The sequence below is a fragment of the Rhizobium sp. UGM030330-04 genome (genome assembly GCF_003208455.1).
Classification (GTDB): Bacteria; Pseudomonadota; Alphaproteobacteria; order Rhizobiales; family Rhizobiaceae; genus Agrobacterium; species Agrobacterium rhizogenes_A.
The window spans coordinates 90,854-116,846 of record NZ_QKML01000002.1 but is presented as its reverse complement, the minus strand read 5'-3'; the positions used below and the strand labels follow the sequence as shown (position 1 = coordinate 116,846).

Annotated in this window: 26 protein-coding genes; 11 read left to right on the top strand and 15 right to left on the bottom strand. The window is 61.3% G+C overall.

Going from position 1 to position 25,993, the window contains the following annotated elements:
• Positions 1-32: 32 nt before the first annotated feature.
• Positions 33-983, bottom strand: a complete 951-nt coding sequence (locus N434_RS03505) for a metallophosphoesterase family protein (RefSeq protein ID WP_110756100.1) — start codon at positions 981-983, stop codon at positions 33-35.
• Between the two features lie 66 nt (positions 984-1,049).
• Here N434_RS03505 and N434_RS03500 point away from each other — a divergent pair, with 66 nt between their 5' ends.
• Entirely contained in the window at positions 1,050-1,541 is a 492-nt protein-coding gene (locus N434_RS03500) for an NUDIX domain-containing protein (RefSeq protein ID WP_110756098.1), read from the top strand.
• Between the two features lie 17 nt (positions 1,542-1,558).
• Here N434_RS03500 and N434_RS03495 read toward each other — a convergent pair whose 3' ends face one another.
• A complete protein-coding gene (locus tag N434_RS03495) occupies positions 1,559-2,551 on the bottom strand; it encodes a glutathione S-transferase family protein (protein ID WP_110756096.1) in 993 nt (330 codons plus the stop codon).
• 296 nt (positions 2,552-2,847) lie between these two features.
• On the opposite strand from N434_RS03495, the gene N434_RS03490 reads away from it, so the two are divergent.
• Entirely contained in the window at positions 2,848-3,417 is a 570-nt protein-coding gene (locus N434_RS03490) for a GNAT family N-acetyltransferase (protein WP_110756094.1), read from the top strand.
• 48 nt (positions 3,418-3,465) lie between these two features.
• On the opposite strand, the gene N434_RS25475 is transcribed toward N434_RS03490, so the two are convergent.
• The gene (locus N434_RS25475; RefSeq protein WP_146227639.1) at positions 3,466-3,693 is read right to left on the bottom strand and encodes a hypothetical protein; all 228 of its coding nucleotides are present in this window, start codon (positions 3,691-3,693) and stop codon (positions 3,466-3,468) included.
• 60 nt (positions 3,694-3,753) lie between these two features.
• Between N434_RS25475 and N434_RS03485 the strand changes: the two genes are divergently transcribed.
• Positions 3,754-5,067 carry an MFS transporter gene (locus N434_RS03485; RefSeq protein WP_110756092.1) on the top strand — a complete coding sequence of 438 codons (1,314 nt, stop codon included), beginning with the start codon at positions 3,754-3,756 and terminating at the stop codon, positions 5,065-5,067.
• A gap of 57 nt (positions 5,068-5,124) precedes the next feature.
• On the opposite strand, the gene N434_RS03480 is transcribed toward N434_RS03485, so the two are convergent.
• On the bottom strand, positions 5,125-6,090 hold the full coding sequence (locus N434_RS03480; protein WP_110756090.1) for an MBL fold metallo-hydrolase: 966 nt from the start codon (positions 6,088-6,090) through the stop codon (positions 5,125-5,127).
• An 87-nt stretch (positions 6,091-6,177) separates the two neighbouring features.
• On the opposite strand from N434_RS03480, the gene N434_RS03475 reads away from it, so the two are divergent.
• Complete coding sequence (locus N434_RS03475) at positions 6,178-7,131, top strand: LysR family transcriptional regulator (protein ID WP_110756088.1); 954 nt, start codon at positions 6,178-6,180, stop codon at positions 7,129-7,131.
• Between the two features lie 13 nt (positions 7,132-7,144).
• Here the strand turns inward: N434_RS03475 and N434_RS03470 are convergent, their stop codons facing one another.
• The 5 genes from N434_RS03470 to N434_RS03450 all read right to left on the bottom strand — a co-directional run bounded on the left by N434_RS03470 (position 7,145) and on the right by N434_RS03450 (position 14,497).
• The gene (locus N434_RS03470; RefSeq protein WP_065113892.1) at positions 7,145-7,558 is read right to left on the bottom strand and encodes a GNAT family N-acetyltransferase; all 414 of its coding nucleotides are present in this window, start codon (positions 7,556-7,558) and stop codon (positions 7,145-7,147) included.
• 84 nt (positions 7,559-7,642) lie between these two features.
• Positions 7,643-9,727 (bottom strand): hypothetical protein, encoded by a 2,085-nt coding sequence (locus N434_RS03465; RefSeq protein ID WP_110756087.1) that lies wholly within the window; start codon positions 9,725-9,727, stop codon positions 7,643-7,645.
• Between the two features lies 1 nt (position 9,728).
• Positions 9,729-12,539 carry a DUF4159 domain-containing protein gene (locus N434_RS03460; RefSeq protein ID WP_110756085.1) on the bottom strand — a complete coding sequence of 937 codons (2,811 nt, stop codon included), beginning with the start codon at positions 12,537-12,539 and terminating at the stop codon, positions 9,729-9,731.
• Entirely contained in the window at positions 12,536-13,450 is a 915-nt protein-coding gene (locus tag N434_RS03455; RefSeq protein ID WP_110756083.1) for a DUF58 domain-containing protein, read from the bottom strand. Before N434_RS03455 ends, N434_RS03460 begins: the two co-directional genes overlap by 4 nt.
• 36 nt (positions 13,451-13,486) lie before the next feature.
• Entirely contained in the window at positions 13,487-14,497 is a 1,011-nt protein-coding gene (locus tag N434_RS03450; protein ID WP_110756081.1) for an AAA family ATPase, read from the bottom strand.
• Between the two features lie 175 nt (positions 14,498-14,672).
• Between N434_RS03450 and N434_RS03445 the strand changes: the two genes are divergently transcribed.
• From N434_RS03445 to N434_RS03435, 3 genes are read left to right on the top strand one after another with little or no spacing between them, the layout of a single operon-like run.
• A complete protein-coding gene (locus N434_RS03445) occupies positions 14,673-15,302 on the top strand; it encodes a DUF1285 domain-containing protein (protein ID WP_110756080.1) in 630 nt (209 codons plus the stop codon).
• Positions 15,299-15,937, top strand: a complete 639-nt coding sequence (locus N434_RS03440; RefSeq protein ID WP_080816253.1) for an NUDIX hydrolase — start codon at positions 15,299-15,301, stop codon at positions 15,935-15,937. Before N434_RS03445 ends, N434_RS03440 begins: the two co-directional genes overlap by 4 nt.
• A complete protein-coding gene (locus N434_RS03435) occupies positions 15,934-17,190 on the top strand; it encodes a CCA tRNA nucleotidyltransferase (RefSeq protein ID WP_110756078.1) in 1,257 nt (418 codons plus the stop codon). Before N434_RS03440 ends, N434_RS03435 begins: the two co-directional genes overlap by 4 nt.
• A gap of 26 nt (positions 17,191-17,216) precedes the next feature.
• Here N434_RS03435 and N434_RS03430 read toward each other — a convergent pair whose 3' ends face one another.
• From N434_RS03430 to hemF, 3 genes are all read right to left on the bottom strand, one after another.
• Entirely contained in the window at positions 17,217-17,402 is a 186-nt protein-coding gene (locus N434_RS03430; protein ID WP_004442982.1) for a DUF1059 domain-containing protein, read from the bottom strand.
• Positions 17,403-17,511: 109 nt separating this feature from the next.
• Positions 17,512-17,781, bottom strand: a complete 270-nt coding sequence (locus N434_RS03425) for a hypothetical protein (protein WP_065113885.1) — start codon at positions 17,779-17,781, stop codon at positions 17,512-17,514.
• A 122-nt stretch (positions 17,782-17,903) separates the two neighbouring features.
• Positions 17,904-18,815 (bottom strand): oxygen-dependent coproporphyrinogen oxidase, encoded by a 912-nt coding sequence (hemF, locus tag N434_RS03420; RefSeq protein ID WP_065113884.1) that lies wholly within the window; start codon positions 18,813-18,815, stop codon positions 17,904-17,906.
• A gap of 131 nt (positions 18,816-18,946) precedes the next feature.
• On the opposite strand from hemF, the gene N434_RS03415 reads away from it, so the two are divergent.
• Positions 18,947-19,222: a hypothetical protein gene (locus N434_RS03415; RefSeq protein WP_065113883.1), complete on the top strand. Its 276-nt coding sequence runs from the start codon at positions 18,947-18,949 to the stop codon at positions 19,220-19,222.
• 7 nt (positions 19,223-19,229) lie between these two features.
• Here N434_RS03415 and N434_RS03410 read toward each other — a convergent pair whose 3' ends face one another.
• The 3 genes from N434_RS03410 to N434_RS03400 all read right to left on the bottom strand — a co-directional run bounded on the left by N434_RS03410 (position 19,230) and on the right by N434_RS03400 (position 22,131).
• Positions 19,230-20,882: a Na/Pi cotransporter family protein gene (locus tag N434_RS03410; protein WP_110756076.1), complete on the bottom strand. Its 1,653-nt coding sequence runs from the start codon at positions 20,880-20,882 to the stop codon at positions 19,230-19,232.
• Positions 20,883-21,055: 173 nt separating this feature from the next.
• Entirely contained in the window at positions 21,056-21,517 is a 462-nt protein-coding gene (locus tag N434_RS03405) for a tRNA (cytidine(34)-2'-O)-methyltransferase (protein ID WP_065113881.1), read from the bottom strand.
• Positions 21,518-21,570: 53 nt separating this feature from the next.
• The gene (locus N434_RS03400) at positions 21,571-22,131 is read right to left on the bottom strand and encodes a nucleotidyltransferase family protein (protein WP_110756074.1); all 561 of its coding nucleotides are present in this window, start codon (positions 22,129-22,131) and stop codon (positions 21,571-21,573) included.
• Between the two features lie 144 nt (positions 22,132-22,275).
• Between N434_RS03400 and N434_RS03395 the strand changes: the two genes are divergently transcribed.
• The 3 genes from N434_RS03395 (at position 22,276) to N434_RS03385 (ending at position 25,992) form a co-directional block, all read left to right on the top strand.
• The gene (locus N434_RS03395; protein ID WP_110756072.1) at positions 22,276-23,151 is read left to right on the top strand and encodes a phosphodiesterase; all 876 of its coding nucleotides are present in this window, start codon (positions 22,276-22,278) and stop codon (positions 23,149-23,151) included.
• 381 nt (positions 23,152-23,532) lie between these two features.
• A complete protein-coding gene (locus N434_RS03390; protein ID WP_065113878.1) occupies positions 23,533-25,383 on the top strand; it encodes an ABC transporter ATP-binding protein in 1,851 nt (616 codons plus the stop codon).
• A 177-nt stretch (positions 25,384-25,560) separates the two neighbouring features.
• Positions 25,561-25,992, top strand: coding sequence for a GNAT family N-acetyltransferase (locus N434_RS03385; RefSeq protein WP_110756447.1), 432 nt, complete (start codon positions 25,561-25,563; stop codon positions 25,990-25,992).
• The last annotated feature ends 1 nt before the right edge of the window (position 25,993 follow it).

The following is a 25,993-nucleotide window of genomic DNA, read 5'->3' as shown; positions in this document are numbered from 1 at the left end:
AAGCCACACGCTCCAACCTCACGGCAGCGAACCTATTCCCCCAACAGGGAAAACCCCAGCGGCCGCCCGTTTTCATAAAACACCCTGATATCTTCCAGCGCCACACCCGTCCCCGTCTCATCAAGACTATGGCGCTCACAGGCGACATTCCATGTGCCGGGACCACCGGAAATGTGGAAGAGATTATAGGCCGCGCGTGGTTTTTCCCCACCCGGTCCCTGGCTGGCCGAGGCGATGCCGACGACCGGAATGTGGTCTTCCCCGTGATGCGTATTCAACCAGTAAACCGTGTTGAGATGGGTATGGCCATGCAGCACGAGTTCCGCGCCGCCGACGCCCAGCGCCGCTGCGAAACGACGGATGCCGATCATGCGCTTGTGGGTGGCGGTGGCGCCGCGGATGGGTGGATGATGGATCATCACCACCCGGAACAGCCCCTGTTCTCCGGCTTTTTTCAAAAGTTCCGCCGTGGCGCGCGCCTGCCGGTTGCCGAAATAGCCGGTGGCTGAAAAGGGCGGCGTGGCAATCGAGGTGGAGCAGCCGATCAGTGCGACCGGGCCGCGCACGCGCATATAGGGGAAAATCTTGCGGTCATCGTCCCATTCCGTCGGGTCGCCATCGCCGCGCACATAGGGGTACCAGGCCTGCATGGCCTTGTCGTGCGCGCCGGAAACATAGGCGTCATGATTGCCGGGAACGACGGATGTCTTTTCAGGATCGCCCACTTCCTCCAGCCAGTCGGCGGCGGCGCGAATTTCGATGCCGGTCGCAAGATTGACGAGATCGCCGGTGATAGCCAGATGGTCTGGCGACTTTGTCTCGAGATCGTCGAGCAGCTTTTCCAGCGTATCGGTGAAGAGATGCTTGCGGCGGTTGCGGTGCCAGTTGACGAAACCGGTGATACGCTTGGATGCAAGTTCCCGGAAAGTGAGCTTTGGCAGTGGCCCCAAATGGACGTCTGAAATATGCGCAAGTTTGAACATGGCGGCAGAGATAACCTATGATATGCGGCACGTCCAATAAAAGCCTGCCGGCGGGGAGAAACCAGGGTGAATGACGAGACAACCGGGCAGAAGGCCCGTCCGTTCCACATGCGTGTCTTCATCCGCTTTCTGCATTTCATTTTTCTGCTCACACGGGGTGCCACGCTTGGCGTGCGTGCGGCCTGTTTCGATGAAAAGGACAGGATTTTTCTGGTGCGGCACACTTATCTGCCGGGCTGGTATCTGCCGGGCGGAGGGGTGGAGCGTGGCGAAACTCTGCTGATGGCGCTGCACAAGGAAATCCGTGAGGAGGGCAACCTCGTGGCCGCCTCAACCCCTCAGCTTTTCCATGTCTATCTCAATCTGGAAGGCAGCAATCGCGACCACGTGGCGCTCTACCGGCTGGAGGTCAGCCAGACAGCTCTGAAAAAGCCGGACCATGAAATTGCCGAAAGCGGCTTTTTCGACCTTTCGGCTTTGCCGGAAGGAGTGACAGCCGCCACCCGCCGCCGCCTCGCCGAACTTGCCGGCGAAACGGAAATCGCCGACCACTGGTAGCGGCGGGAGGCTTCCCGTCAGGAGAGCGCCTCGCGGCCATGGGCCGTGATCAGGTCCAGCTCCGGGCCGACGGGCACGATGCCGGTCGGGTTGATGGTGCGGTGGCTGCGGTAATAATGTTCCTTGATGTGGCGCATATCCACCGTCTCTGGCACGCCCGGCGTCTGGTAAAGATCGCGCAGGTAACCCGTCAGGTGCGGATAGTCGTGGATGCGGCGGATGTTGCACTTGAAATGGCCGACATAGACGGGATCGAACCGCACCAAAGTGGTGAACAGGCGCCAGTCCGCTTCCGTCTGTTCTGAACCGAGCAGGAAGCGCCGGTCCTTCAGGCGATCTTCCAGCATGTCCAGCGTTTCGAACACCTTCACGGCATTCTGCTGATAGGCATCCTGCGTGGTGGCGAAACCGGCCTTGTAGACGCCGTTATTGACGGTGTCGTAGATGATGTCGTTCAGTGCATCGATCTCGGCGCGCAGCGCCTCCGGGTAATAATCCGCTTTCGATCCGGTGAGATCGTTGAAGGCGGAGTTGAACATGCGGATGATTTCCGCGGATTCATTGGAGACGATGGTGCCGCGCTGTTTGTCCCACAGCACGGGCACGGTGACGCGCCCGGAATATTTGGGGTCCGCCCGGGTATAGACCTGCCAGAGCGTGGAGGAACCGAACAGGTGGTCTTCCGTTGCGCCCGGTGTGCGCTCGCCCTCGGGCTTGAATTCCCAGCCGTTTTCCAGCATCAGCGGATCGACGACGGAGACGGAGATCAGGTCTTCCAGTTTCTTCAACTTGCGGAAAATCAGCGTCCGATGCGCCCAGGGGCAGGCGAAGGAGACATAGAGGTGGTAGCGATCCTTCTCCGCCTTGAAGCCGCCTTCTCCCGAAGGGCCGGGGGCGCCGTCGACCGTCACCCAGTTGCGGAACTGCGAGGCGCCGCGCTTGAAATGCCCCTTGGTTTCCTTGGTGTCGTACCAGACGTCTTTCCATACGCCTTCCACCAGCATGCCCATGACGATCTCCTTATGTGTTTCCTTGATGGCGATCTTACCCGTTTCACGCCACGCCGCGAACCCGCAAGGCGTTGAACAATGCGTTTCCGGTCCTGCATGGGCTGAATGGGGCAGGCATAAGATTTGTTCTGGACGGGTTTGAATTTTCCTGATAATTGCGATTTTCACAAATCTGAGGAAATTGCTGACTATGATCGAACCACGGATGCTCCGACGACGCTGACGCTCCTGAACGCCCTTACCGGCGCAGCCGTCATCTATTGTCGCATCCGCATTCTGGAAGTTTCGGTCTCTTCATGTCCAAGCACGATCTTGTCTACCTCACCGAGGACGCGTCGCACGACGCCATCATCGAAGTCATCAACGAAGAAGCTTTTGGTCCCGGCCGGCACACCCGTGCGGCAGCGCGCATCCGCGAGCAGGGGCCACATGACCGGTCGCTGTCCTTCGTCTGCGCCGATGATGGCGAGACGATTGCTTCGGTGCGCATGACGCCGGTTCTGGCGGGTGATGTGAAGGGCCATATGCTTGGCCCGCTCGCGGTTCGGCCTTCGCATAAGAACAAGGGCATCGGCCGGGAACTCGTGCGGATCGCCATTGCGGCTGCAAGGCGGAAGGGCTCCGAAGCCGTGATCCTGATCGGCGATCCGCCTTATTACATGCCGCTCGGTTTCGAGAAGGTCGCTTATGCGGCGCTCGATTTTCCGGGTCCGGTCGACCCGAACCGGGTGCTGGTGGTGCCTGTTGGTGACGACGTGCATCAGCGGCTGAAGGGCAAGATCGGCTGGCGCAAATGCGAGGCTGCGATGCCGGCCGCCGCGGCGGAAGATGAGGGTTTTGAGGAGCCGCTCAGGGTTTACGGCTGAGGGGGTATCCGAAGGGGCTTTGTGCTTTTTGGTGCAACATAAACCCCGTCATTCCGGCCTTGAGCCGGAATCCAGCCAGCCCAAGTCTTTGGGCTGAAAGGACTTTTCCCACGGCGCAGACGCGCCGTGACTGGATGCCGGATCAAGTCCGGCATGACGGAAGGGGCGTTGCGCGCTATGGCAAACATCGAGATTGCCGTGCACATCTTTTTGTGTGGTAAAATCTTCTTCCGATGGTCTGTCTCGAAACAACGCGTCTCCCTCCACAGAATTCAATTCCGTTTCCTCCCCCTATACGATAGCTAGTGAAAGTCGATTACTGCGAAGGGGCGGGGCATGACGGCGATTACCATGAACGATGCGCTGGAGCGCGCGGGTGCGGGCGCCTATCAGCGCAGGCTGATGGGCATTTTCGGCCTCGTCTGGGCGGCGGATGCCATGCAGGTTCTGGCGGTTGGTTTCACCGCCGCCTCGATTGCCGCAACCTTCGGCCTGACGGTGCCGCAGGCCTTGCAGACCGGAACGGCATTCTTTTTCGGTATGTTGCTCGGTGCTGCCGGTTTCGGGCGGCTGGCGGACCGGTATGGGCGTCGTCGTGTGCTGATCGTCACCGTCGCCTGTGATGCGCTGTTCGGTGTGCTTTCGATATTTTCGCCCGATTTCACCATTCTGCTCATCCTGCGTTTTCTCACTGGCGCGGCGGTGGGCGGCACGCTGCCGGTGGATTATGCAATGATGGCGGAGTTCCTGCCTGCCAAAAATCGCGGCCGCTGGCTGGTCTTTCTTGAGGGCTTCTGGGCTGTTGGTACGCTGATCGTGGCCTTGGCGGCCTGGGGTGCAAGCCTTGCCGGCGTGGCCGATGCCTGGCGTTATATTTTCGCCGTGACGGCTTTTCCGGCCGTTCTTGGTCTTGGCCTGCGTTTTCTGGTGCCGGAATCGCCGCTTTACCTGCTGCGCAGCGGGCGATTGGACGAAGCCAAGGCCGTCGTCAACCGTATGCTGGTGACAAATGGACGTGCGCCTCTCGATGCCGGGACGGGGCTTTTCCAGCCTGATGTGGCCAAGGGGCAGGGGATATTTTCGCCGGCGCTCCGGCAGCGCAGCATCATGATCCTCACCATCTGGTTTCTCGTCTCCGTTTCCTACTACGGTGTCTTCACCTGGATGCCGGCGAAACTGGCGGGCGACGGTTTCGGCTTTGTGCGCGGTTATGGATTTCTGGTGCTGGTGGCGCTGGCGCAGATCCCCGGTTACGCGCTTGCCGCCTATGGCGTTGAAAAATGGGGCCGCAAGCCGACGCTGATCGGTTTCTGCCTGCTCTCCGCGCTTGGTTGCCTGCTGTTTACGCTCGCTTCCGGCGGCGCGATGATTGCCGCCTCGCTCCTCATCATGAGTTTTGCCCTGCTCGGCACATGGGGCGCGCTTTATGCCTATACGCCAGAGCTTTACCCGACGGAATCGCGGGCGACCGGTATGGGTGCCGCAGGCGCCATGGCAAGGCTCGGCGGCCTGCTGGCGCCGTCGCTACTCGGTTATGCCATTGCGCAGGGCTTTGGTGTCGCGATCGGCATATTTGCCGGGCTGCTGGTGCTGGCTGCCATTGCGGCCACGATGATCAATGCGGAAACGCGGCAGGTGGCGCTGACTTAGTTGCCGCCAAGGGTGATGGCCTGATCTGATCCACGATCAGGCCATTCTGTTCTGCGCTTACAGCGTCGTATAATTGACCGGAAGCCAGTCGTAATTGGTGCTGTCGGTGCGCACATGGCCGATGCTGGGGAAAGCGATGTGGGCGCCGGCCACCAGATATCTGCCCTCTACCGCCTGTTTGAACGCCAGATCGCGCGCCACGACGGCGGCTTTCTGGTCGACATCGAACTCGATCGCCACGTCAGGCTCATCGAACTGGAGGATATCACCATGGGTGATATCGCCCCAGAAGACGATTTTCTGGCCGTCGCTTTCCAGAACAACAGCGCTGTGGCCGGGTGTGTGGCCGGCGTAAAGGATCGAGCCAAGACCGGAGACCGGTGCGGCATTATCGCCGAAAGTCTCGAATTTACCGGCATCGATATAGGGCTGGATGCTTTCCTTCGCTTCGGCATAACCCTTCTTCAGCGCTTCAGGGGCCGCCTTGGCCTTTGCCTCGTCAAGCCAGAAGGCGGCTTCGCGCGCATTGACCCGGAGCGTCGCATTGGCAAAGACACGCTTGCCATTCGAGGACAGCCCGCCGGAATGGTCCGTGTGGATATGGGTGAGGACAATGTCGTCTATCTCGTCAGTTTTGTAACCGGAGGCCTCGATATTGGCGACGAGCCTGCCAAGGCTTGGGCCGAGATAGGTGCCGGTGCCGGCATCGATCAGCACCAACCTGTCTCCGGTGTTGACGAGAAATGCATTGACCGAAGTGGGCGTCTCTTCCGGCAGGAAGGCATCACTTAGCACCTTGGCGGCATGTTCCGGCGTCGTATTGGTGTAGATTTTGGCGAGTGGCAATGCAATGACGCCGTCCGAAAGGGCGGTGACTTCCACCTTGCCGACCATCAGCCGATAAAAGCCGGGTGCCTGCGTGGCGGCCAGGGGCGCCTTGGCGAATGCGACGGTGGGCGCAACGAAAGGGGCGGCGAAGATGGCGCTGGCGGCGCCTTTGAGAAGCGAACGACGTGATGGCATGGGTGGCTCCTGAGTTTGGGGAACGTCTTGAAAGTTTCCGAACTCCAGCTAAGTGTAGAGAGGCCAGCAATCAAATCGATGTGACTTATGCAAACTATCGATCATTTCAATCTCCGTTCCTTCGACCTCAATCTTCTCATCGCCTTTGATGCGATGATGGAGGAAATGAATGTCACGCGCGCTGCGCGCCGGCTGAAAATCCAGCAGCCGGCCATGAGCCACAACATCTCCACCCTGCGGACATTGTTTCAGGATGAGCTTTTCATCCGCGTGGGACAGGAGATGAAGCCGACGGCACGGGCGCTCAACCTGGCCGGGCCAGTGCGGCAGGCGCTCCGGCAGGCGCAGGCGGCGGTGCTGACGGCGGATGTTTTCGATCCGGCGACGGAGCGCCGCACCTTCCGGCTGGGCATGTCGAGCGAGGTGGAACTGTTGCTGTTGCCGGACCTGACGGCGCGGCTGCGCGAGATCGCGCCCGGTATCCGCATTCTGGCCCGCAGCGGGCAGGAGGAGGAAATCACCGCGATGCTGGATACGGGTGTGATCGATATGGCCGTGGGATGTGCCTATTCGAAAGAGCAGCGCCATCATTGCGAGCCGCTTTATTCTTCCAGCGTGCTTTGCTGTTTCAACCCGGCTCTGCTCGATCTGCCCAATCCCGTCGGGCTGGACGCCTATATGGGGGCCAAACATGCGGTCATATCGCAGACGGACAGCCTGCATGGCTGCATCAAGGATGCGCTGGAACTGAGCGGATTGGAAATCGATGTCGTTGCAGCCGCGCCGGATTTCCTCTCGGTGCTGGCAACGGCGCGATCCTCGGCAGTACTGGCGACCGTGTCCTCACGCATCGCGCTGCGTTATGCGCCGATGCTGGGACTGGAAATAAGCCCGGTGCCGGTGACGCTGAATTTCCCGCCGGTCGCCATGGTCTGGACCTTGCAGACCGATGCGGATGCGGGAGCCGTGTGGCTTCGCCAGCAAATTCGCGAGGCCATGGGCCGCACGGTCGACAATGCGGTATCGGGGATCGCGGCGTAGCTGCTTTTGCAATCTAGAAGCGCTTCTCCAGCCAGGTGATCGACTGGCCACTGGAAAGGGGACCAAGCGAGCCGATTCTGGTGAAACCGTAGCGTTCGTAGGTTCTCAGGGCGTCAGGGTTCATCGTATCGATGTAAGCGCCGGTGCAGCCGCGCTTTCTGGCTTCTTCCTCCGCCATCGCAAGCAGTTTCGCAGCCGTGCCCTTTCCGCGCATGGTTTCCGGCACGAAAAGAAGCTGCACATAAAGCCAGCCGCGGCCGGTATATCCCACCAGACCGCCGGTCACAGCGTTTTCGTCATCGCGGATGGTGATATTGAGCTCGCGTTTGTCGCTTTCGCCGAAACGGGCGATATTATAGGCCACCAGCGGATCGCGGATGGCCTTTTCAGCTTCTGCATCCGCGACATCGCTCAAAACGAAATTCATGATTTTCTTTCCTGGACGCCGGACGGCGGCCGTTTGTCGTTTTCCAGTTCAAGACGCGGAAAGTCTTGCACTACTGCCAAGGTTCTATCGCCCTTCACGCCACCAGAGCGCGGAGAAGGCAAGCAGCAGGGCGCCAAGCCCGGCAAAGCCGGCAAAGAGCGGCAGGGTGTTGACGCCTTTCAGCACCGTCTCGTCGGTCAGACGTATCAGCATGCGATCCTCGTCGGCAACCCTGATGTCACCCCGCACCGGCAATATATCCGGCAGCGCGATGCGGCCGGAATTGTCGGCGACACGGTGCACGCTGCCCCTGGTGGCGTCGGCCAGCGGCTTCAGCGTCTCAGTCGTCGAAATCATCGCCTTGAACTCCGGCGCATCCACCGCGCCGACATGGACGAGGGTGGTGAAATCGCCGTTCTTGATTTCGAACAGGCCGGTTTCGTCCATGCGGCGCTCGATCTTGTAAAGACCGGGCTCGGTGGTGGTGAAGGCCATGTTTTCGGTCTTGCCAGAGGGGAAACGCACGCTTGCCTGACCGGGATCGTCGCCGATGGTCTGGCGGGTGATTTCCAATGTGCGGCCGTTGGCCCGCGCCGTCAGCGCCTCTTCTTCAAGCTCGGGCTCCTTCATCAGCCAGTGGGCGATGCGGCGATAAAGCGCCACATGCGGGCCACCGCCTTCGAAACCACGCGCCCACAGCCAGCCCTGATCGGACAGAAGCATGGCGACACGGCCTTCGCCCTGACGGTTCAGCACCAGCAGCGGGTCCTGCCCGTCGCCCAGCATCACGGTCTGGCCCTGCGGCGGGTCAACGCTGATGGTGCGGAACCAGCGGCCCCATTGCGGCGGCTCGTTGGCCGATCCATCCAGCCCGCGGGTGACAGGGTGCTTCTTGCCCGCTTCCGAAAGGCGGGGATAGAACGCCGCCTGATGCACCTGACCGGTCGGCTGAGCCGGCAACACGGAGGCGAGCGGCGTCATGGCGATCGAATCCTGACCGGCATGTTCCGGGCCTGCGGCAATCAGGAGCGCGCCGCCCTTTTCGACATATTGGGCGATGTAATCGTAATAGAGGATCGGCAGCACGCCGCGATGCTGGTAGCGGTCGAAGATGATGAGGTCGAAATCCTCGATCTTTTCGACAAACAATTCGCGGGTCGGGAAGGCGATCAGCGAGAGTTCGTTGATCGGCGTGCCATCCTGTTTTTCCGGCGGGCGCAGAATGGTGAAATGCACCAGATCAACCGAGGCGTCGGATTTCAGGAGGTTACGCCAGGCGCGTTCGCCGGCATGCGGCTCGCCGGAGACGAGCAGCACGCGCAGGTTCTGGCGGATGCCTTCGATCAGGTGAACGGCGCGGTTGTTCGCAGCAGTCACTTCGCCGGGAAGCTCGGCGACGGAAAATTCCATGACATTGTTGCCGCCACGCGGAACCTTGAAACTGAACGGCGTCGGCTGGCCGGGTGTGGCCTGAAGCGTGGCGATTTCTTCGCCGTTCATCTTCACGGTCACTTCTGCAGCGCCGCCGCCGGCGGGGCGGCCGTCATCAAACACACGCAGCGTCAGTTGCTGTTCCTCGTTGACGATGCCGAAGCGCGGGGCGCGGACGATCTCGATGCGGCGGTCGAATTCATCGGCCTTGCCGGTGATCAGCCCATGCACGGGCGCGCGGAAGCCGAGCGCCTGTTGGGCATTGGGCAGGGCATTCGGGATATCGTGAATCTGGCCGTCGCTGAGGAAGATAGCGCCGCCGACGCGGGATGGCGAGACATCGGAAACGGCGGAGGAAAGGGCCGAGAAAAGCTGGGTCGAGGGCGAATCACTCTCGCCATCGTCGCGCACCTCCACGATGCGCGGTTCGATGCGCGGGAAGCGGGAGAGCCGGTCTTTCAGCGTCTCCAGCGCCGTATCGGTCATTTGCGGCCGGTCCTGTACGTCCTGGCTCTGCGAGCGGTCAACGATGACGGGCACGATGGTGGAAAGCGGCTCGCGTTCCTCCTGCGTCAGAAGCGGATTGGCGATGGCAGCCAGCAAGGCGGCGAGCGCCAGCCCGCGCAGCCATGCGCCGCGCACGCCACGCCACAGGCCGATGAAGGAAAGCGTAAGAGCGGCGACGGCCAGAACGGCGATCACGATCCACGGCAGGAATGGGGAGAAGGTCAATGTCATGTCACTGCCCCAACCGTTCGAGAAGTGCGGGAACGTGGACCTGATCGGCCTTGTAGTTGCCGGTCAGCATATACATCATGATGTTGACGCCGGAGCGGAAGGCGTGTTCGCGCTGCATCTCGTCCGGGGGTACGGTGGGCAGAACCGGCGCGCCCTGCGGATCGACGGCCCAGGCGCCGGCGAAATCATTGCCCGTTATCATGATTGGCGTCACGCCATCGCCGGAAGAGGAGAGGCCCGAGGTGGTCTTGGCGGCTCCCTGTCGCGATTCCACCCAGAGTGGCGAACCATTGTAACGGCCGGGGAAATTGGTGAGCAGATAGAAGGACCGCGTCAGAACGTGGTCTTCCGGCACAGGCTCCAGCGGCGGAATATCGATATTGGCGAGGATCGCCTGCAGGCGTTCGCCGTTAGGGCTGGTCGCGCCGGTATCGAGCGAAGAGAACTGGTCACGCGTATCGAACAGCACGGTGCCGCCGGCGCGCATATAGGCGTCGATGCGCGAAATCGCGGCGCTTGACGGCATGGGTGCCGTGGCGGAAACCGGCCAGTAGATGATCGGATAGAAGGACAATTCATCCTTGGAAATATCGAGTCCAACCGGCTGACCGGGTTCCAGCGTGGTGCGCCAGGTCAGGAATTCGCTGAGACCCTGGAGACCCTGCTCGGAAATGCGGTCGACATCATCCTCACCGGTGCGGACATAAGCGAGATGGGTGGTGTCCAGCCGCTCGAAAATCTGCTCGTCGCCGGGTTTTGGATCGTCGGCGCGGGCGTCGGTTGGCGACATGGCGGCAAAGGCGCCAAGCGCCAGCAGCAGGGTGGCAACTGTCGCGCTGCGGGCTTTCGGCAGGCGCGCGAAGGCGCCGTTCATGAAGAGCACGATCAGGCTATCGGCAATCAGCATCAGGAAGGCGGCGATGAACAAAGCAGGGCGCAGCGATTTCGCGGTTTCGCCGATCAGCGCTTCACTGGTGGTGTTGACACCTGCGACGGATGCCTCGAGCGGGCGCAGCGTCGCACCTGCGGGCAGGAGATTGAGAGCCACGAAACCGTCCTCTGTGCCGTAAAGGCCGGGGGGATTGTCGAAACCGGTGCGCGGTGGCTGGCCGGCGCGCATTTCCAGCGGACGGGCAGTGCCGATTTCGGCAGACAGAGCGCCTTCGGCTGTCAAGAGGCGGAACGGGGGCAGGGCTGCGGCCGGGGCATTGGCGGAAGCCGAAGCGCCGCCCGCTTTCGACAATTGCACGATACGACGCAGCATATCGACGAAATGGCCTGAGATCGGCAGGTCGGACCAGCTCGCCTCGGCGCTGACATGGAAGAGCACGATGCGGCCTGCCTCGACAGTGCGGGTGGTGACGAGCGGCGTGCCGTCGGCAAGGCTTGCCCAGGTGCGTTCAGCCAGATCGGGTGTCGGTTCGGCCAGAACCTGGCGTTTGACGAGGATGCCATCGGCCTTCGGCATGCCGGCGAAAGCGCCGAAATTCGGGAAATCGGCAAGCGGCTGCGGCTCGGCCCAGGAGAGTGCGCCGCCAAGCGCGCGTTCACCCTGCCTGAGCGTCACCGGCACCAGCGGATCGTCGGCCGGGGCCGCTGCAAGGCGCGGACCGGCAAAACGGATCAGCGTGCCGCCGGCTGCAAGCCAGCGCTGCATCGGCTCATAGGTTTCCTGTGGCAGTCGGCCAATATCGGCCATGACGATGACCGACGGATTGGATTGCAGGATTTCCGGGATTGCCTGCGCCAGATCGGCCTGCCGCTGCGGAATGAGATCGACAAAAGGCTGAAGCGCGCGGCTGATATAATAAAGTGGCTGCAGCAGCGGCTGGAAATCATTGCCGGTTTCGCCGGCCAGCAGCGCCACGCGGCGGCGGCGGAAACCGTCATCCAGCAGATGCACGGCACCAGCCGTCGAAACGCCTTCGAGGGAGAGGCGGGCGAAATCGTTGCGCAGTTCGAAGGGGGCTTCCACCGTTGCGGTTGTTTCGGCCTCGCCGGGGGCGAAGCTGGCAGTGCCATTGGCGAGAATGCGGCCCTGGCTGTCCTGCGCATTGACGGTCAGCCGGGCGGCTTCGGCCGTGTCGAGCCGCGAAAGGGTGACGCTCATCGCATCGGCATTGTTGGTGGCGCCGGTGATGGCGGCGATGGCCTTGCCGTCGCCCTTCACGATGCGGAATTCGGCGGGTGAGAGGCTGGCAAGCGTTCTCATCGCGTTTTCATCCTGCGCGGTCTGAACACCGTCGGTAAGATAAGCGAGCGTGCCGGGGGTCGTGCCGTTCAGCGCCTCGGTGATGGCTTCGGCCGTGCGCACGCGGTCCGGCATCAGCGGTTTCGGCTTGGCGGCGGCGAGCTTTTCCAGCGCCACGGCTGTCGTTCCCGATACGGCATCATGTTCGGCATCGGCGGTGAAGCTGATGGAGACGGGGCGGTCGGCCCGCTCCGCATCGCCGATCAGGGCCTGAGCGGTGGCCACGCGTCTTTCCCAGTCGGGCGCGGCGGCCCAGCTGTTGTCGACCACCAGCACCAGCGGGCCGCTGCCGGCGATGCTGTTATTGCGCGGGTTCACCACCGGATCGGCCAGCGCAAAAATCACGGCGGCGGCAAGCGCCATGCGCAAAAGGGTCAGCCACCACGGGCTTTTCGACGGTGTTTCCTCGCGTTTCAGCACCGTCGCCAATATCTTCAGCGGCGGAAACACTTCCGCCTTGGGGCGCGGCGGGGTGAGCCGCAGCAGCCACCAGATGGCGGGTAGCGCCAGCAAGCCGAAGAGGATGTAGGGGCTGGTGAAGACGAAAGGCAATGCGCTCATCGGTGCCCACTGCCCTGTGCCGGCGCGCCGGAAAGATACATGTGAACGGCCACAAGCGCCTCGGAAGCCAGATGATCGGTGCGGTGGAAGACGAAGTTCCAGCCGAGACGGCGCAGCGACGAGGACAGCGCCTCGCGTCTTGCGAGATAGGCGCGGGTGTAATCCTCACGAATGGTCTCGGCGCGGCCGGAAACCAGTTTTTCGCCGGTTTCCGGATCGGTAAACTCGGTGCGGCCGGAATAGGGGAAGGTTTCTTCGGCCGGATCGGCGATTTCCACCACATGGCCGCGCAGGCCACGTCGCGCCAGAGGCGAAATCCGCTCCATCACGTTTTTCGCATCATCGAGAAAATCGCCAATCAGAACAATGTCGCTCGCGCCGCGGATCATGCCCGTTTCCGGCATGCCCGTGGTCAGCGGCGCGTGCATGATGGCGGCGGCCAGCCGTTCGGCGGCGTTTCTGGCCGAGACCGGCTCCATGATGCCCGGGCAACCGATGCGTTCGCCAGAGCGCGCCAGGATTTCCGCCAGCGCCAGCATCAGCACCAGCGCCCGGCTTTCCTTGGAGACGGAGCCGAGGGTGGATTTGAACATCATCGACGGCGACATGTCGGCCCAGAGCCAGATGGTGTGGGCTGCCTCCCACTCCCGGTCGCGCACATAGGTATGGTCGTCGCGGGCTGAGCGCCGCCAGTCGATGCGCGACAGGCTTTCGCCTTCGGCATAGGGGCGGAACTGCCAGAAATTTTCGCCGATGCCGCGTTTGCGGCGGCCGTGCCAGCCGGCGGTGACGGTGTTGGCGATGCGTTTTGCCTCGACCATGCAGTCCGGCACCAGTGCGGCACGCTGGCGCGCGCGCGCCAGAACTTCGCTACCCGGCGTCTTGTCTACGATCTGGCCGATGGATGCCACAGGCACTCCTTTCGCGAAAGGTTAGGCACGCGTCTTTTAATTCTTCGCCTGCTCCACGAGGGCCGCAATCACATCGCGCACCGACATGCCTTCGGCGCGAGCCGCAAAGGTCAGCGCCATGCGGTGTTCCAGCACCGGTTCGGCGAGCGCATGGACATCGTCCAGCGACGGGGCGAGCCGGCCTTCATAGAGCGCACGGGCGCGGGCCGTCAGCATCAGCGACTGGCCGGCGCGCGGGCCCGGACCCCAGACAACGTGTTTGTCGGTCAATTTGTTGCCATGGCCGGGGCGGGCGGAGCGGACGAGCGAAAGGATCGCGTCCACGACCTTGTCGCTGACCGGCATCTGGCGGATGAGGGCCTGGATTTCCATCAGGCGCTCGGCACCGATCACGCCGCGTGCTTCGCCGGTGGCGGTGCCCGTCGTGTCGAGCAGGATCTGGCGTTCGGCGGCAAGCTCGGGATAACCGACATCGACCTGCAGCAGGAAACGGTCGAGCTGGGCTTCGGGCAGCGGATAGGTGCCTTCCTGTTCCAGCGGGTTCTGGGTTGCGAGAACGTGGAACGGTTTCGGCAGCTCATAGGTCTGGCCGGCCATGGTGATGTGATATTCCTGCATGGCTTGCAAAAGTGCGGACTGCGTGCGCGGGCTGGCGCGGTTGATTTCATCGGCCATCAGCAGCTGGCCGAAAATCGGACCCTTGATGAAACGGAAGGAACGGCGGCCGTTTTCGTCCTGATCCATGACTTCGGAACCGAGGATGTCCGAAGGCATCAGGTCCGGCGTGAACTGGATGCGGTTGGCATCCAGCCCAAGCACGGTGCCGAGCGTGGTGACGAGCTTTGTCTTGGCAAGGCCTGGAACGCCGACCAGCAGCGCATGGCCGCCGGAGAGGATGGCGAGAAGCGTGTTCTGCACTACTTTTTCCTGGCCGAAAATGACCTTGGAGACCTCCGTGCGGATGGCCGCAATGTCGGAAAGCGCCTTTTCGGCCGAGGCGACGATGGCCTTTTCATCGAGGGTTTCGCCGGTATTCATCACGCCCATGTCGCTCTCCTCATACCTTCGCCGCTATCACATTCGCATCCCGGTTTTGCTGGTTGCCAACCGGGGCAGATTTTGCGCTGCATCTAGCTTATTGCTCTCTTGGCCGCTGACAAGCGCCATTCGAATGACTATGTCGTGACTTAGTATTTCCTTATCGGCAAAGCGAGACTCGAATATGGCAGCGGAGACGATAAATTCGGCTGATGATGCGGCGGGGCTTGCGGCGATGATTTCCCGCGCCGCCGAACAGAGCGGCGATGCCAAGCGCGGGCCGGCTCCGGTGGAGCGCTGGAATCCGCCTTTTTGCGGCGATCTCGACATGGAAATCCGTGCTGACGGCACATGGTTCTACCTCGGGACGCCCATCGGACGGGCACCTCTGGTGCGGCTGTTTTCCACGGTTTTGCGCAAGGATGAGGATGGTAAAACCTATCTTGTAACTCCTGTGGAAAAAGTCGGCATCCGGGTGGTGGATGCACCCTTCGTCGCCGTGGAAATGACGGTGACTGCGGCTGGTGCGGATGGCGAATCCCTGCTGACCTTTCGCACCAATGTCGGCGACGTGGTGGAGGCGGGGCCGGAGCATCCGCTGCGCTTTGAAATTTTCGGTGAAAACCGCGAATTGAAACCCTATCTTCTGGTGCGCGGCCGGCTGGAGGCGCTCGTCTCACGGGCCGTGATGTATGATCTCGCGGCGCTCGGCGAGGTGATCGACGTGGATGGCGTCGACATGTTTGCGGTGCGCTCGGGCGGGGTGATCTTTCCGGTGATGCCCGCCAAGGAACTGGAACGGCTTTCACAATGACGATGATGACAACGGGCCTCAAGGCTTTTACCGCCACCGATTTCCGCCGCCGGGTGCTGCAGGAAGGCGAGGGCGTGGCCGAGCGGGAAAATGGCGACCACGTGCTCAATCCGGGCGTGGTGCTGTCTGGCAACGGCATCCGGCTGAAGGATGCCGCAGTGCTGATACCGGTTATCGACGATGGCAACGATGCGCGGGTGATCTTCACCCAGCGCACCGCAACCCTGCGCCAGCATTCAGGCCAGATTTCCTTTCCCGGTGGCGGCATCGATGCCGAAGACCGCACGCCGGAAGAGGCGGCGCTGCGCGAGACGGAAGAGGAGATCGGTCTTTCGCGGTCTTTCGTGGAGACGGTTGGACGGCTGCCGGATTATATTTCCGGGACTGGTTTTCGCATCAAGCCGGTGCTGTCAGTCGTCCGCCCCGGCTTTGATTTGACGCTTAATCCCACTGAGGTGGATGAGGTTTTCGAGGTGCCGCTGTCCTTTCTGATGGACCCGGCCAATCACGGGCGTGGCAGCCGCATCTTTCAGGGGAAGGAGCGGTTTTTCTACGAAATGCCCTATGGCGAACGCTATATTTGGGGCATTACGGCGGGCATCGTGCGAACGATTTACGAGAGGTTTTATACATGAATAGCCTTGCCGGGCGGGACTGGTTTGAAAAACCGGCGCTGAAGCGCATCTTTACGCTTCTGAATGCCGATGGCGGCGAGGTGCGGATCGTTGGCGGCGCGGTGCGCAACGCGCTGATGGACCTGCCGGTCGTCGATGTCGACATGGCGACGACGCTCACCCCTGACGTGGTGGTTGCGCGAGCGAAGGCTGCGGGGATCAAGGCGGTGCCGACCGGCATCGAACACGGCACGGTAACGCTGGTGATCGATGGCGAAGGTTTCGAGGTGACGACGTTGCGACGCGATGTCGAAACCAATGGCCGCCACGCGCAGGTGGCTTTCGGCACCGACTGGCAGACCGATGCCGAGCGGCGGGATCTCACCATCAATGCTCTTTACGCCGATAAAAAGGGCGAGATCATCGACCTCATCGATGGTCTTCCCGATATTGAAACCCGCACCGTGCGCTTCATCGGCGAAGCGGCGATGCGGATTTCGGAAGATTATCTGCGGATTCTCCGGTTTTTCCGCTTTTTCGCCCACTATGGTTCCGGTCGTCCTGATGCCGATGGCTTGCGGGCGAGCGCGCGGGCCAAGGACAAGCTGGCGACACTTTCGGCCGAGCGGGTGTGGAGTGAGCTGAAAAAGCTGCTTTCCGCCCGAGACCCTTCCCGCGCCCTTTTGTGGATGCGGCAATCGGGCGTTCTTACGGAAATTCTGCCCGAAACGGAAAAATGGGGCATCGATGCCATTCACGGGCTGGTGGCGACGGAGCAGGCTCTCGGCTGGGCGGTGGACCCGATGCTGCGGCTTGCCGCCATCGTGCCGCCAGACAGGGACAGGATGGCCGCCCTTGCGGCGCGGCTGAGGCTGTCCAAGGCCGAGGCGGGTTATCTTGCCCATTGGGCTTCGGCTCCGGCGGCTGACCCCGAGATGAAGGAAACGGCGCTTGACCGGCTGCTTTATCGTCAGGGCGTCGAAGGTGTGAAGGTGCGGCTGAAACTCGCACTTGCCGCCGCCCGTGCCGATCTTTCGGCCGGCGACACGGCCATGCAGAAGGTCGCACGTCTTTCGACGCTGCTGGCAAGGGCGGAGAAGTTCCAGAAACCCGGCTTTCCGATAAGTGGCGCTGATGTGATGGCCGCAGGCGTGGCGCCCGGTCCGAAGGTGGGCGAAGTGCTGAAAAGCCTTGAGGAAAAGTGGATCGACGTCAATTTCTCGCTCGACCGGGCAGCGCTGACCGCCCGGCTGAAAGAAATACTCGGGAATTGAAGCCGCGATAGGCGCGGCGTTTCGGCTCAGGCCGCATTTGCCTCGTCGCGGATGCGGGCCTTGATGTTTTCGATCATGTTTTCGCGGATGACCGTTTCACCATGGGCAGAGCGCATGTGCTCCACCGTGCGGCGGACGACTTCCGCATCATCATCTGCGCGGGTATGCCAGGCACAGCCGGGCACGAGCGTTCCGCATTCAAACAGTCTCATGGTCTTGCCTCCCTGTTTCAGCGTGAGAGACAGCGGCTCAGGGTCCACTGTCTCTCCCACAGGAAACGAATGTTCGCCGCTTATGTTCCGAAGCGGCGTCTTTCAGCCCCTATTCGGGCATTGCCCAGCACTGGAAAACAGAGGATGTGCCAGCGGCCGGAATTTTGGTCCGGGGCATTTCGTCATTGGCTGCCCGCCGCGCCGTGATTTGCCCGGCAAGGCTGCGTTTGACCTGTTCGACGTAAAAGGAATGCGGCAGTTCACGATCGCCCGTGGCACGCATTTCCGCTGCCAGGCGGTCGATCAGTTCGGGGGTATCGATGGATTGCGGTGCTGCCTCGGGGGCAGCAGAAATAGGCATGCTGTTCGAAGTAATCATGACGATAGCTCCTCCAGTACGTCTGCGGGAGGAGACTACCACTGCCTTGATTTTTCCATAAGTCCTAATTTGCGCTATTTGCGACAAAATGGCTGATCAGCGTCAAATTTGCGTGAGGTTTTTTAAGGCCAGCGCACCACCGGCGGCAGGGACGACAGGATCGATTCGACATTGCCGCCGGTCTTCAGGCCGAAGATGGTGCCACGATCGTAAAGCAGGTTGAATTCCACATAGCGGCCGCGACGGATAAGCTGCTCGTCACGGTCCTCTTCCGTCCAGTTCTGGTTGAAATTGGCGCGGACGATTTTCGGATAGACGAGGTTGAAGGCACGGCCGACATCCTGCACGAAGGCGAAATTGGCGTCCCAGCCGCCCTTTTCTTCTTCCGGGTGCAGCCAGTCGAAAAATATGCCGCCGATGCCGCGGGCTTCGTTGCGGTGCTTCAGGAAGAAATACTCGTCGCACCAGCTTTTGTAGCGCGGATAATCAGCGACCGGGTGGCGTTTGCAGGTGATTTCGAAGGCGCGGTGGAACAGCTGGGTATCTGCGTCCTCCTGCGTCCGTCTGCGTCCCAATACGGGTGTCAGATCCGCGCCGCCACCGAACCAGTGACTGGTGGTGACGACCATGCGGGTGTTCATGTGCACGGCCGGGACATTGGGGTTGACCGGATGAGCGATCAGCGAAATGCCCGAGGCCCAGAAGCGCGGGTCTTCTTCCGCACCCGGTATCTGCTGGCGGAATTCCGGCGAGAACTCGCCATGGACGGTGGAGGTGTGCACGCCGACCTTTTCGAAGACGCGGCCTTCCATCATCGACATTTTGCCGCCGCCGCCTTCGCCATTGTCGCGCAGCCAGTCCTTCTGCACGAAGCGGCCGGGCTCCTGATCGGAGAGTGGGCCGGTCAGATCGTTTTCGAGCGTTTCGAAGGAGGTGACGATGGTGTCGCGCAGATGCTGGAACCAGGCTTCAGCTGTGGCCTTCTTGTCTTCGATGTCCTCGGGCAAGCCCTTCGGCAAGATTGGCCGTTCCATATCTTTTCTCTCCTGCGGTGAAGTCCGTTCCCTGCCGCGTCTAGCAGGTGTTTGCGCCGCGCACAAATTCGACTCGCCAAGGCGGCGTGCCGACACTATCTTTACCGATGTAGGTGCCAGAGGTGAATATCATGACGAAATTTGCCGGACCGCCGCCCCTCGAGGGTCTGAAGCGCAGGATCGCCAATCACCGCAAGGAACGCGAAAGCGCCGGCGGCGAACAAAAGCGCGACGGCATGTTCGTGCGCCAGACCTTCTGTCTCAGCCGCGAGGAAGCCCGCGCCAAGGCGCGCGAATGGTTCGACAGTTTTCCCAAGGCCGCCTATTGGACGGAAGTGGAAAGCTGGCGGCAACTGGAAGGCGACCGCATCGAATTCACCATGCGCAGGCTACCCTCGGCCGACTGAAATCGAATCAGGCGCGCGGTTCCGCGTAACGCAGGCGGCTTTCGATCAGCACGCCGCTTTCATCCAGAATGGGATGCGCCACCGAGACGATATGGGCGTTGATGCGCTTTAAATCCCGCAGCATGTCGAGATGCAGCGAGCTGGTCTGCATGCTTTCCGTCAGCCCGTCACGCAGCCGCTCCAGATGGCGGTTGGAGGACTGTTTTTCGAGGCGGCGTATATCCACCTTGCTTTCCATCAGCCTGCGGGCGAGCTCGAAATCGCCAGTCACCAGAATGCTCTGGGCGGCGCGCAGGTTCTCGATGGTCATGTCGAACAGGGTCTTCAGCTCCTCATAACCGTCATCGGAGAACTTGAAGCTGTTGAGCACCTTCTTGCGGATCTGCTCGCAGATGCCCTTTTCGATGATGTCGCCGATATGTTCGAGATTGATGGCATAATCGATGATGGCGATCGAACGGCGCGCTTCCTCGTCGGCAAGCCCCTTGCGCCCCAGTTGCGAGAGATAGACCTTCACCTCCTGCTGACGGCGGTCGACCTTCTTTTCAAGCAGGGAAACCTCCTGCAGCGGCGTCAGATCATTGTGCTTGAAGGCGTTTTCGGCGCGGATCAGCATCCGCTCGATGCTGTCGCCGACGCTCAGCACTTCGCGGGTGGCGTTGGCAAGCGCCACGACGGGCATGTCGAGAGCCTGCTGGTCGAGGAAGTTCGGGCCGTCTTCAGCCTTCGGATCGCCCGGCACCAGCTTTGCCATCAGGTCGGATATCAGGCCGGAGAAGGGCCAGGCCAGCGCCGCCAGAATGACGTTGAAGATGAGGTGGGCATCGACAGGCAGTTTCGCGGGTGAAAGCGGCAATTGCTGCAAATACGTGGCGCCATAGGAAGCGAGCGGCAGCGCGATGAGGCAGCCGATGGTGCGGACCACAAGGTTGCCGATGGTGATGCGCCGCGCGGATGCGGGACCGGACAGCGTGGCGATGACGGGCGGAACGGCGCCGCCAAGATTGGCGCCGAGGATGAGGACGATGATGAGGCCAGTGGACAAGGTGCCGGTGGCGGCCAGCGACAGGATCAGCACCACGACAGCGAGGCTTGAAGAGGAAACGAAGGCCAATACGGCGGAAAAGATCAGCGCGACGGGCCATGCGCCATCAAGCAGGCCGATGAAAACGCCCAGTGCCGGTGACGCGCGCATCGGTTCGGTCGCGCCGCTCAAAAGATGCAGCGACAGAAGCATCAGGCCGATGCCGATCAGCGCCGTTCCGCCACCCTGTCTGGCGTTGGAACTGCCTTTTTTGAGCACGATGCCGGAAAGGATCAGAAGCGGCGACAGCCATTCCACCCCGGCCGCCACGATCCATGCGGTGACGGCGGTGCCGACATTGGCGCCCAGCAGAACGACCTGCGCCATGCGCGGCCGGATGAGGTCGCGTTCGGCGAAGGAGGCGACAGTGAGCGCCGTTGCCGTCGAGCTTTGCAGGGCGACAGTTGCGAAGAAGCCGGAAAAGAAGGAGCGGGGGCCATTCTGGGTTCCCGTGGCCAGCACGCTTCTGAGTTTCATGCCGAAGGCGCGGGTAACGCCATCCTTGACCTGGGCAAGGCCGAACAGCAGCAGCGCGACCGCGCCGAGAAGGTTGACTATGACAATGGTGGATTGCATGCGACGTCTCCTCACACCCGCCGGCGGATGGTTCCGGCGAGAGCGATTTTTATTGTCCGGCTAATCAGTATAGGAGCGCTAACGCCTTCGGTACAGGCCGGGTTGCGACAGTTTCGCGGTAAAAACGGTCAATTTTCATATTTGCCTGAAAAAATGGCTGCAAAGATGGCAGGTCACACCCATGCCGTCTGGCGCAGCGCCTCGCCGGTGATCATCGCGGCCGACATGGCGACGTTGATGGAGCGTTGTCCAGCCACCATGGGGATGATGATTCGCTCATCGGCCTTGTCGTGCACATGGTCGGGCACGCCGGCGCTTTCCCGGCCGAAGAGGAGGATATCGTCGGGGTGGTAACCGATATCCGTATAGGGCAGGGCGGCCTTGGTGGAGGCGAGGACGAGGCGGCGGCCGGTGGTCGCACGCCATTCCTCGAAACGGTCCCAGCTGACATGGCGCGTCAGCGCCGCCGCCGCAATATAATCCATGCCCGCCCGTTTCAGATTGCGGTCGGAAATATCGAAACCGGCCGGCTCGATGATATCGACGCCAAGGCCGAGACAGGCGGCCAGCCGCAGGATGGTGCCGGTATTGCCGGGAATATCGGGCTGGTAGAGGGCGATCCTGATGTTGTTCATGTTTCTATGCCGGTGTTACGCGCTTCATACAGAACGCTTAACATGAGCGGACCTCAAACCGCCATCGTGAGCCAGGGCCATCTTGTCCGGTAGTCACGGCATTTGCGTTCGAAGAGATCGATTTGCGGATTGTTCGGATTGAGACGCAGGATGCCGTTCCACATGTCGTCCAGCCCGTCCGGCGCATAAAGGCTGCGGTCTCCAATCCTTATTCCGAGGCGCGTGCAGGCAACCAGATATCGGTCGATACCGTCTTCAACCCGCTTCAGGGGCGGACAGAAAGCACCGAATTTCCGTTCATACCACAGGTGCACGCGCGCCTGATTTCTGATCTCGACCTTCTCCGCCAGACCGCCGAGGAGCCGGTTGGCCCGCCGGATCACCGCGTCTTCCGCTTCCCATGAAAGATCGCCGGCATCAAAATAGAAGACGTCATAGTCCTTGATGGCCCGTTCAGGCTCGTAACCGCTCTTGAGGTTCCAGACGGTCTGGAACAGACATCCCGCCGTCAATGTGGCCTGCGGCAGCTGCAGGTCGGCAAGACCATCCAGCAGCCAGGCGTTGGTTTGGTTTTGCGTGACGTATTCGATGAATTGCCGTTCGGAAATCGCCATGGTGCGCCCTGAATCAGTCTGCCGGTCAGGTTTCCCATGTTCCAGCATGGATCGTCATTGTCACGGAGTTTCAGAGCGCCGGGTCATTCGGCTGTCATGCGCCGATGCTAGTCATCCTGCAGTAGCGATGACAGGAAAAAAGCCATGTCCGAACGGGTGAATTTCGTCCATCTGACCGATCTGCATATCGGTAATCCGCAGGTGCAGGATGATGATCTTTATTCCGAGACATCGGCCACGCTGTCTGCAACGCTCGCGCAGGTCAAGGCGCTGGTGCCGCCGCCGGAATTCATCGTCGTCAGCGGCGACCTGACCAACCGGGGCGATGCCGGCAGCTATGAGGAGCTGAAGCGGCTGATGGCTGAGGCGGAACTGGATGTGCCGGTCCTTTTTGCGCTCGGCAATCATGACCGCCGCGACGGCTTTTACCCCGTGATGCTCGACCGTCATGAGGATGTGGAAGAACCTTACGATCATGCGCAGGTCGTGGCCGGCATCCATGTCATCGTCATGGATACCAGTGTTCCCGGCAAGGTCGGCGGCGCTTTCGAGCCCGGTCAGCTCGAATGGCTCGAGGACGAACTTGAAAACCACCCGGAACTGCCGAAACTTCTGGTGATGCACCATGCGCCGGCGCTCGATTTCGACCGCGCCGAGGCGGAATGGGAATCCCTGTCCTTTGACGATACCGAGGCGCTGGACGAGCTGCTGTTCGAACATGATGTCATCGGCATCCTCGCAGGCCACATCCACTATGACCGCATGTCGCACTGGCAGGGCATTCCCGTGGTGGTCGGCATCGGCCAGCATTTCGCCACGGATCCGCTATGGCTGCATGAGGGCGTGCGCATGTTGTCCGGGGCGTCTTTCGCTATCGGCACGGTGCGGGATACGGGCCTGACCGTCACCTTCGCGCCGCAGCCCAGCGACCGCCGGGAACTCAAGCGCCATACGCAGGCCGGAATGGTCGAGCTGATCACGGAATATGAGAGCGGCAAGGCGCAGGACGCAGCTGAATAAGACGACACATTCGTGTCTGCTGCCGGGCGGAAACCTTAGCGGGTAAATCCGCCCATTTGGCCATGTCCGCCACAATCGAGAGTTTTCCAGCGCATCAGTATCTTTCCGACTGGTCATTGACTAATTTTTGCGCTACAAGGCCACATCTTCAACACCAGCTCAGGGAGGTTCGCATGGATATTTACGTTCGCTTTCGCCTCCCGGCCCCAGTAGTGCCGCTGCTGGCTTAGGTGTTACTTCGCGGTTCGACCGCGTTTCCCATATTCCGATTCGTCATGTGGCTGTCACGGCCATATCCAAAGACTTCTCCGTTCCGTCGTGAGCCATATTTGCGTCCGCTCACCTTTCACGATGGGGCGATTGATTGCCGGAGCTTGGCCTATGTTTGGCTGGTTTGAAAAACGCCTTGATCCCTTTCCGTCTTCGACGCCCTCCGTGCCGCCGAAGAAATTGCTGTCGTTCCTGTGGCACTATGTGAAGCCCGCATGGCCGTGGCTGCTGCTGCTCGGCCTGATGTCCATGGGCATCGCCATTGCGGAAGCCATGCTCTACAAATTCCTCGGCAATATCGTCGACTGGCTTTCCACGGCCAATCGCGAGACGTTTTTTGCCGATGAGGGCTGGCATCTGATCGGCATGGCCGGACTGGTACTTTTCCTGCTGCCGCTGATGGGCGCGATCCACACGATGACGATGCACCAGACGCTTGCCGGCAATTTCGGCATGATCGCGCGCTGGAAAATGCACCGCTTCCTGCTGCGCCACTCCATGAACTTTTTCGCCAACGAGTTTGCGGGCCGGGTCTCGACCAAGGTGATGCAGACGGCGCTGGCGATCCGCGAAGTGGCGCTGAAGGTGATCGACGTTTTCGTCTACGCCATCAGCTTCGTTGTCTCGATGCTGTTCATGGTGGCGGCGGCTGACTGGCGGCTGGTCATTCCGCTGCTGGCCTGGCTCGGCATCTATATGGCCATCCTTGCCTATTTCGTGCCGAAACTCGGCCGGCTGGCGCAGGAGCAGGCCGATGCGCGTTCGATGATGACGGGCCGGATCGTCGACAGCTATACCAATATCTCGACGATCAAGCTGTTCTCCCATGCGGGCCGCGAGGAGAGATATGCGCGGGATGGCATGAACGTGTTTCTCGGAACCGTTCACCGCCAGATGCGCAAGATCTCCGGCTTCAACATCCTGATCGACCTCAACAATGCCGTGGTGCTGTTTTCCACGGCGGCGCTCGGTCTTTATTTCTGGATGCAGGGTTCGGTGACGGCCGGTTCGGTCGCCATCGCCATCAGCCTTGCCATGCGCGTCAACGGCATGTCGCAGTGGATCATGTGGGAAGTCACGTCGCTGTTCGAAAATATCGGCACGGTCTATGACGGCATGTCGATGATGACGAAACCGCACGATATCGTCGATGTCGCCAAGGCGCCGCAGCTTGCGGCACCGCAGGGCGCCATCCGTTATGACAATGTCCGCTTCCACTACGGCAAGAACAAGGGCGTGATCGACGGGCTGACGCTGGATATCAAGCCGGGTGAGAAGGTCGGTCTCGTCGGCCGCTCGGGCGCCGGCAAGACGACGCTGATGAACCTGCTGCTGCGCTTTTATGATCTGGAAGCGGGCAGGATCACCATCGACGGGCAGGACATTTCCAAAGTGTCGCAGGACAGCCTGCGCGAGCTGATCGGCGTGGTGACGCAGGATACTTCGCTGCTGCACCGGTCGATCCGCGACAACATCGCCTATGGCCATCCCGAGGCCACTGACGAACAGGTGATCGCTGCGGCAAAGCGGGCGAATGCCTGGGACTTCATCGAAACGCTGGTCGACATGCATGGTCGCCAGGGTCTCGATGCCCAGGTGGGCGAGCGCGGCGTGAAACTGTCAGGCGGCCAGCGCCAGCGTATCGCGATCGCCCGCGTCTTCCTCAAGAACGCGCCGATTCTGGTGCTGGACGAGGCGACCTCGGCGCTCGACTCCGAAGTCGAGGCGGCTATCCAGGAGAACCTGTTCTCGCTGATGGAAGGCAAGACGGTGATTGCGATCGCCCACCGCCTTTCGACGCTGACGGAAATGGACCGGCTTATCATCCTCGACAAGGGCCAGATCGTCGAGGCGGGCAGCCATGCGGAGCTGGTGGCGATGGGCGGCATCTATGCCGATCTGTGGCGGCGTCAGTCCGGCGGCTTCATCGCCGACCACGAAGCGGAAGTGGCCGCGGAATAAGGAAAGAGAGAGGGCGGGAGCGATCCCGCCCTTTTTTGTCGAAGGCCTAAACCTCTCTGTCGTCATGCCGGATTTGAGCCGGCATCCAGCAATGGCGTGTCTGCGCCGTGAGAAACGGGTCTTTTGCGATCAGGCGCTGATCGCGTCGGATTCCGAAGCCGGAGCAAAGGGATGCGAATGGAGCTGATATCACCGCAAAAATCCGCCTCTTCCGGGTTTACGACCGAGTGGCGTGGAGCGTTCGGGAATGCCGAGGTCAATGCCCTCCATGCCGAGTGCTTTGAGCATCGAATCCTCACCGATGACTGGTGGTCACAGGTCAATCGCTTCAGTCTCGGCTGGGTGTGTGCCCGCCATTCGGGGAAGCTCGTCGGGTTCGTTAACGTCGCATGGGATGGCGGGGTTCACGCGTTTGTTCTCGACACAATGGTGTCGTTGACTTTCCAGCGTCGGGGCATTGCAAAGGCGCTGATGCGGGAGGTGGTTGATCGGGCGAAAGACACCACCTGCGAGTGGCTCCATGTGGATTTTGATCCGCATCTCCGGCCATTTTACTTCGACGCCTGCGGATTCCGCCCTACGGACGCTGGACTCATCGCCCTGAAGTAGC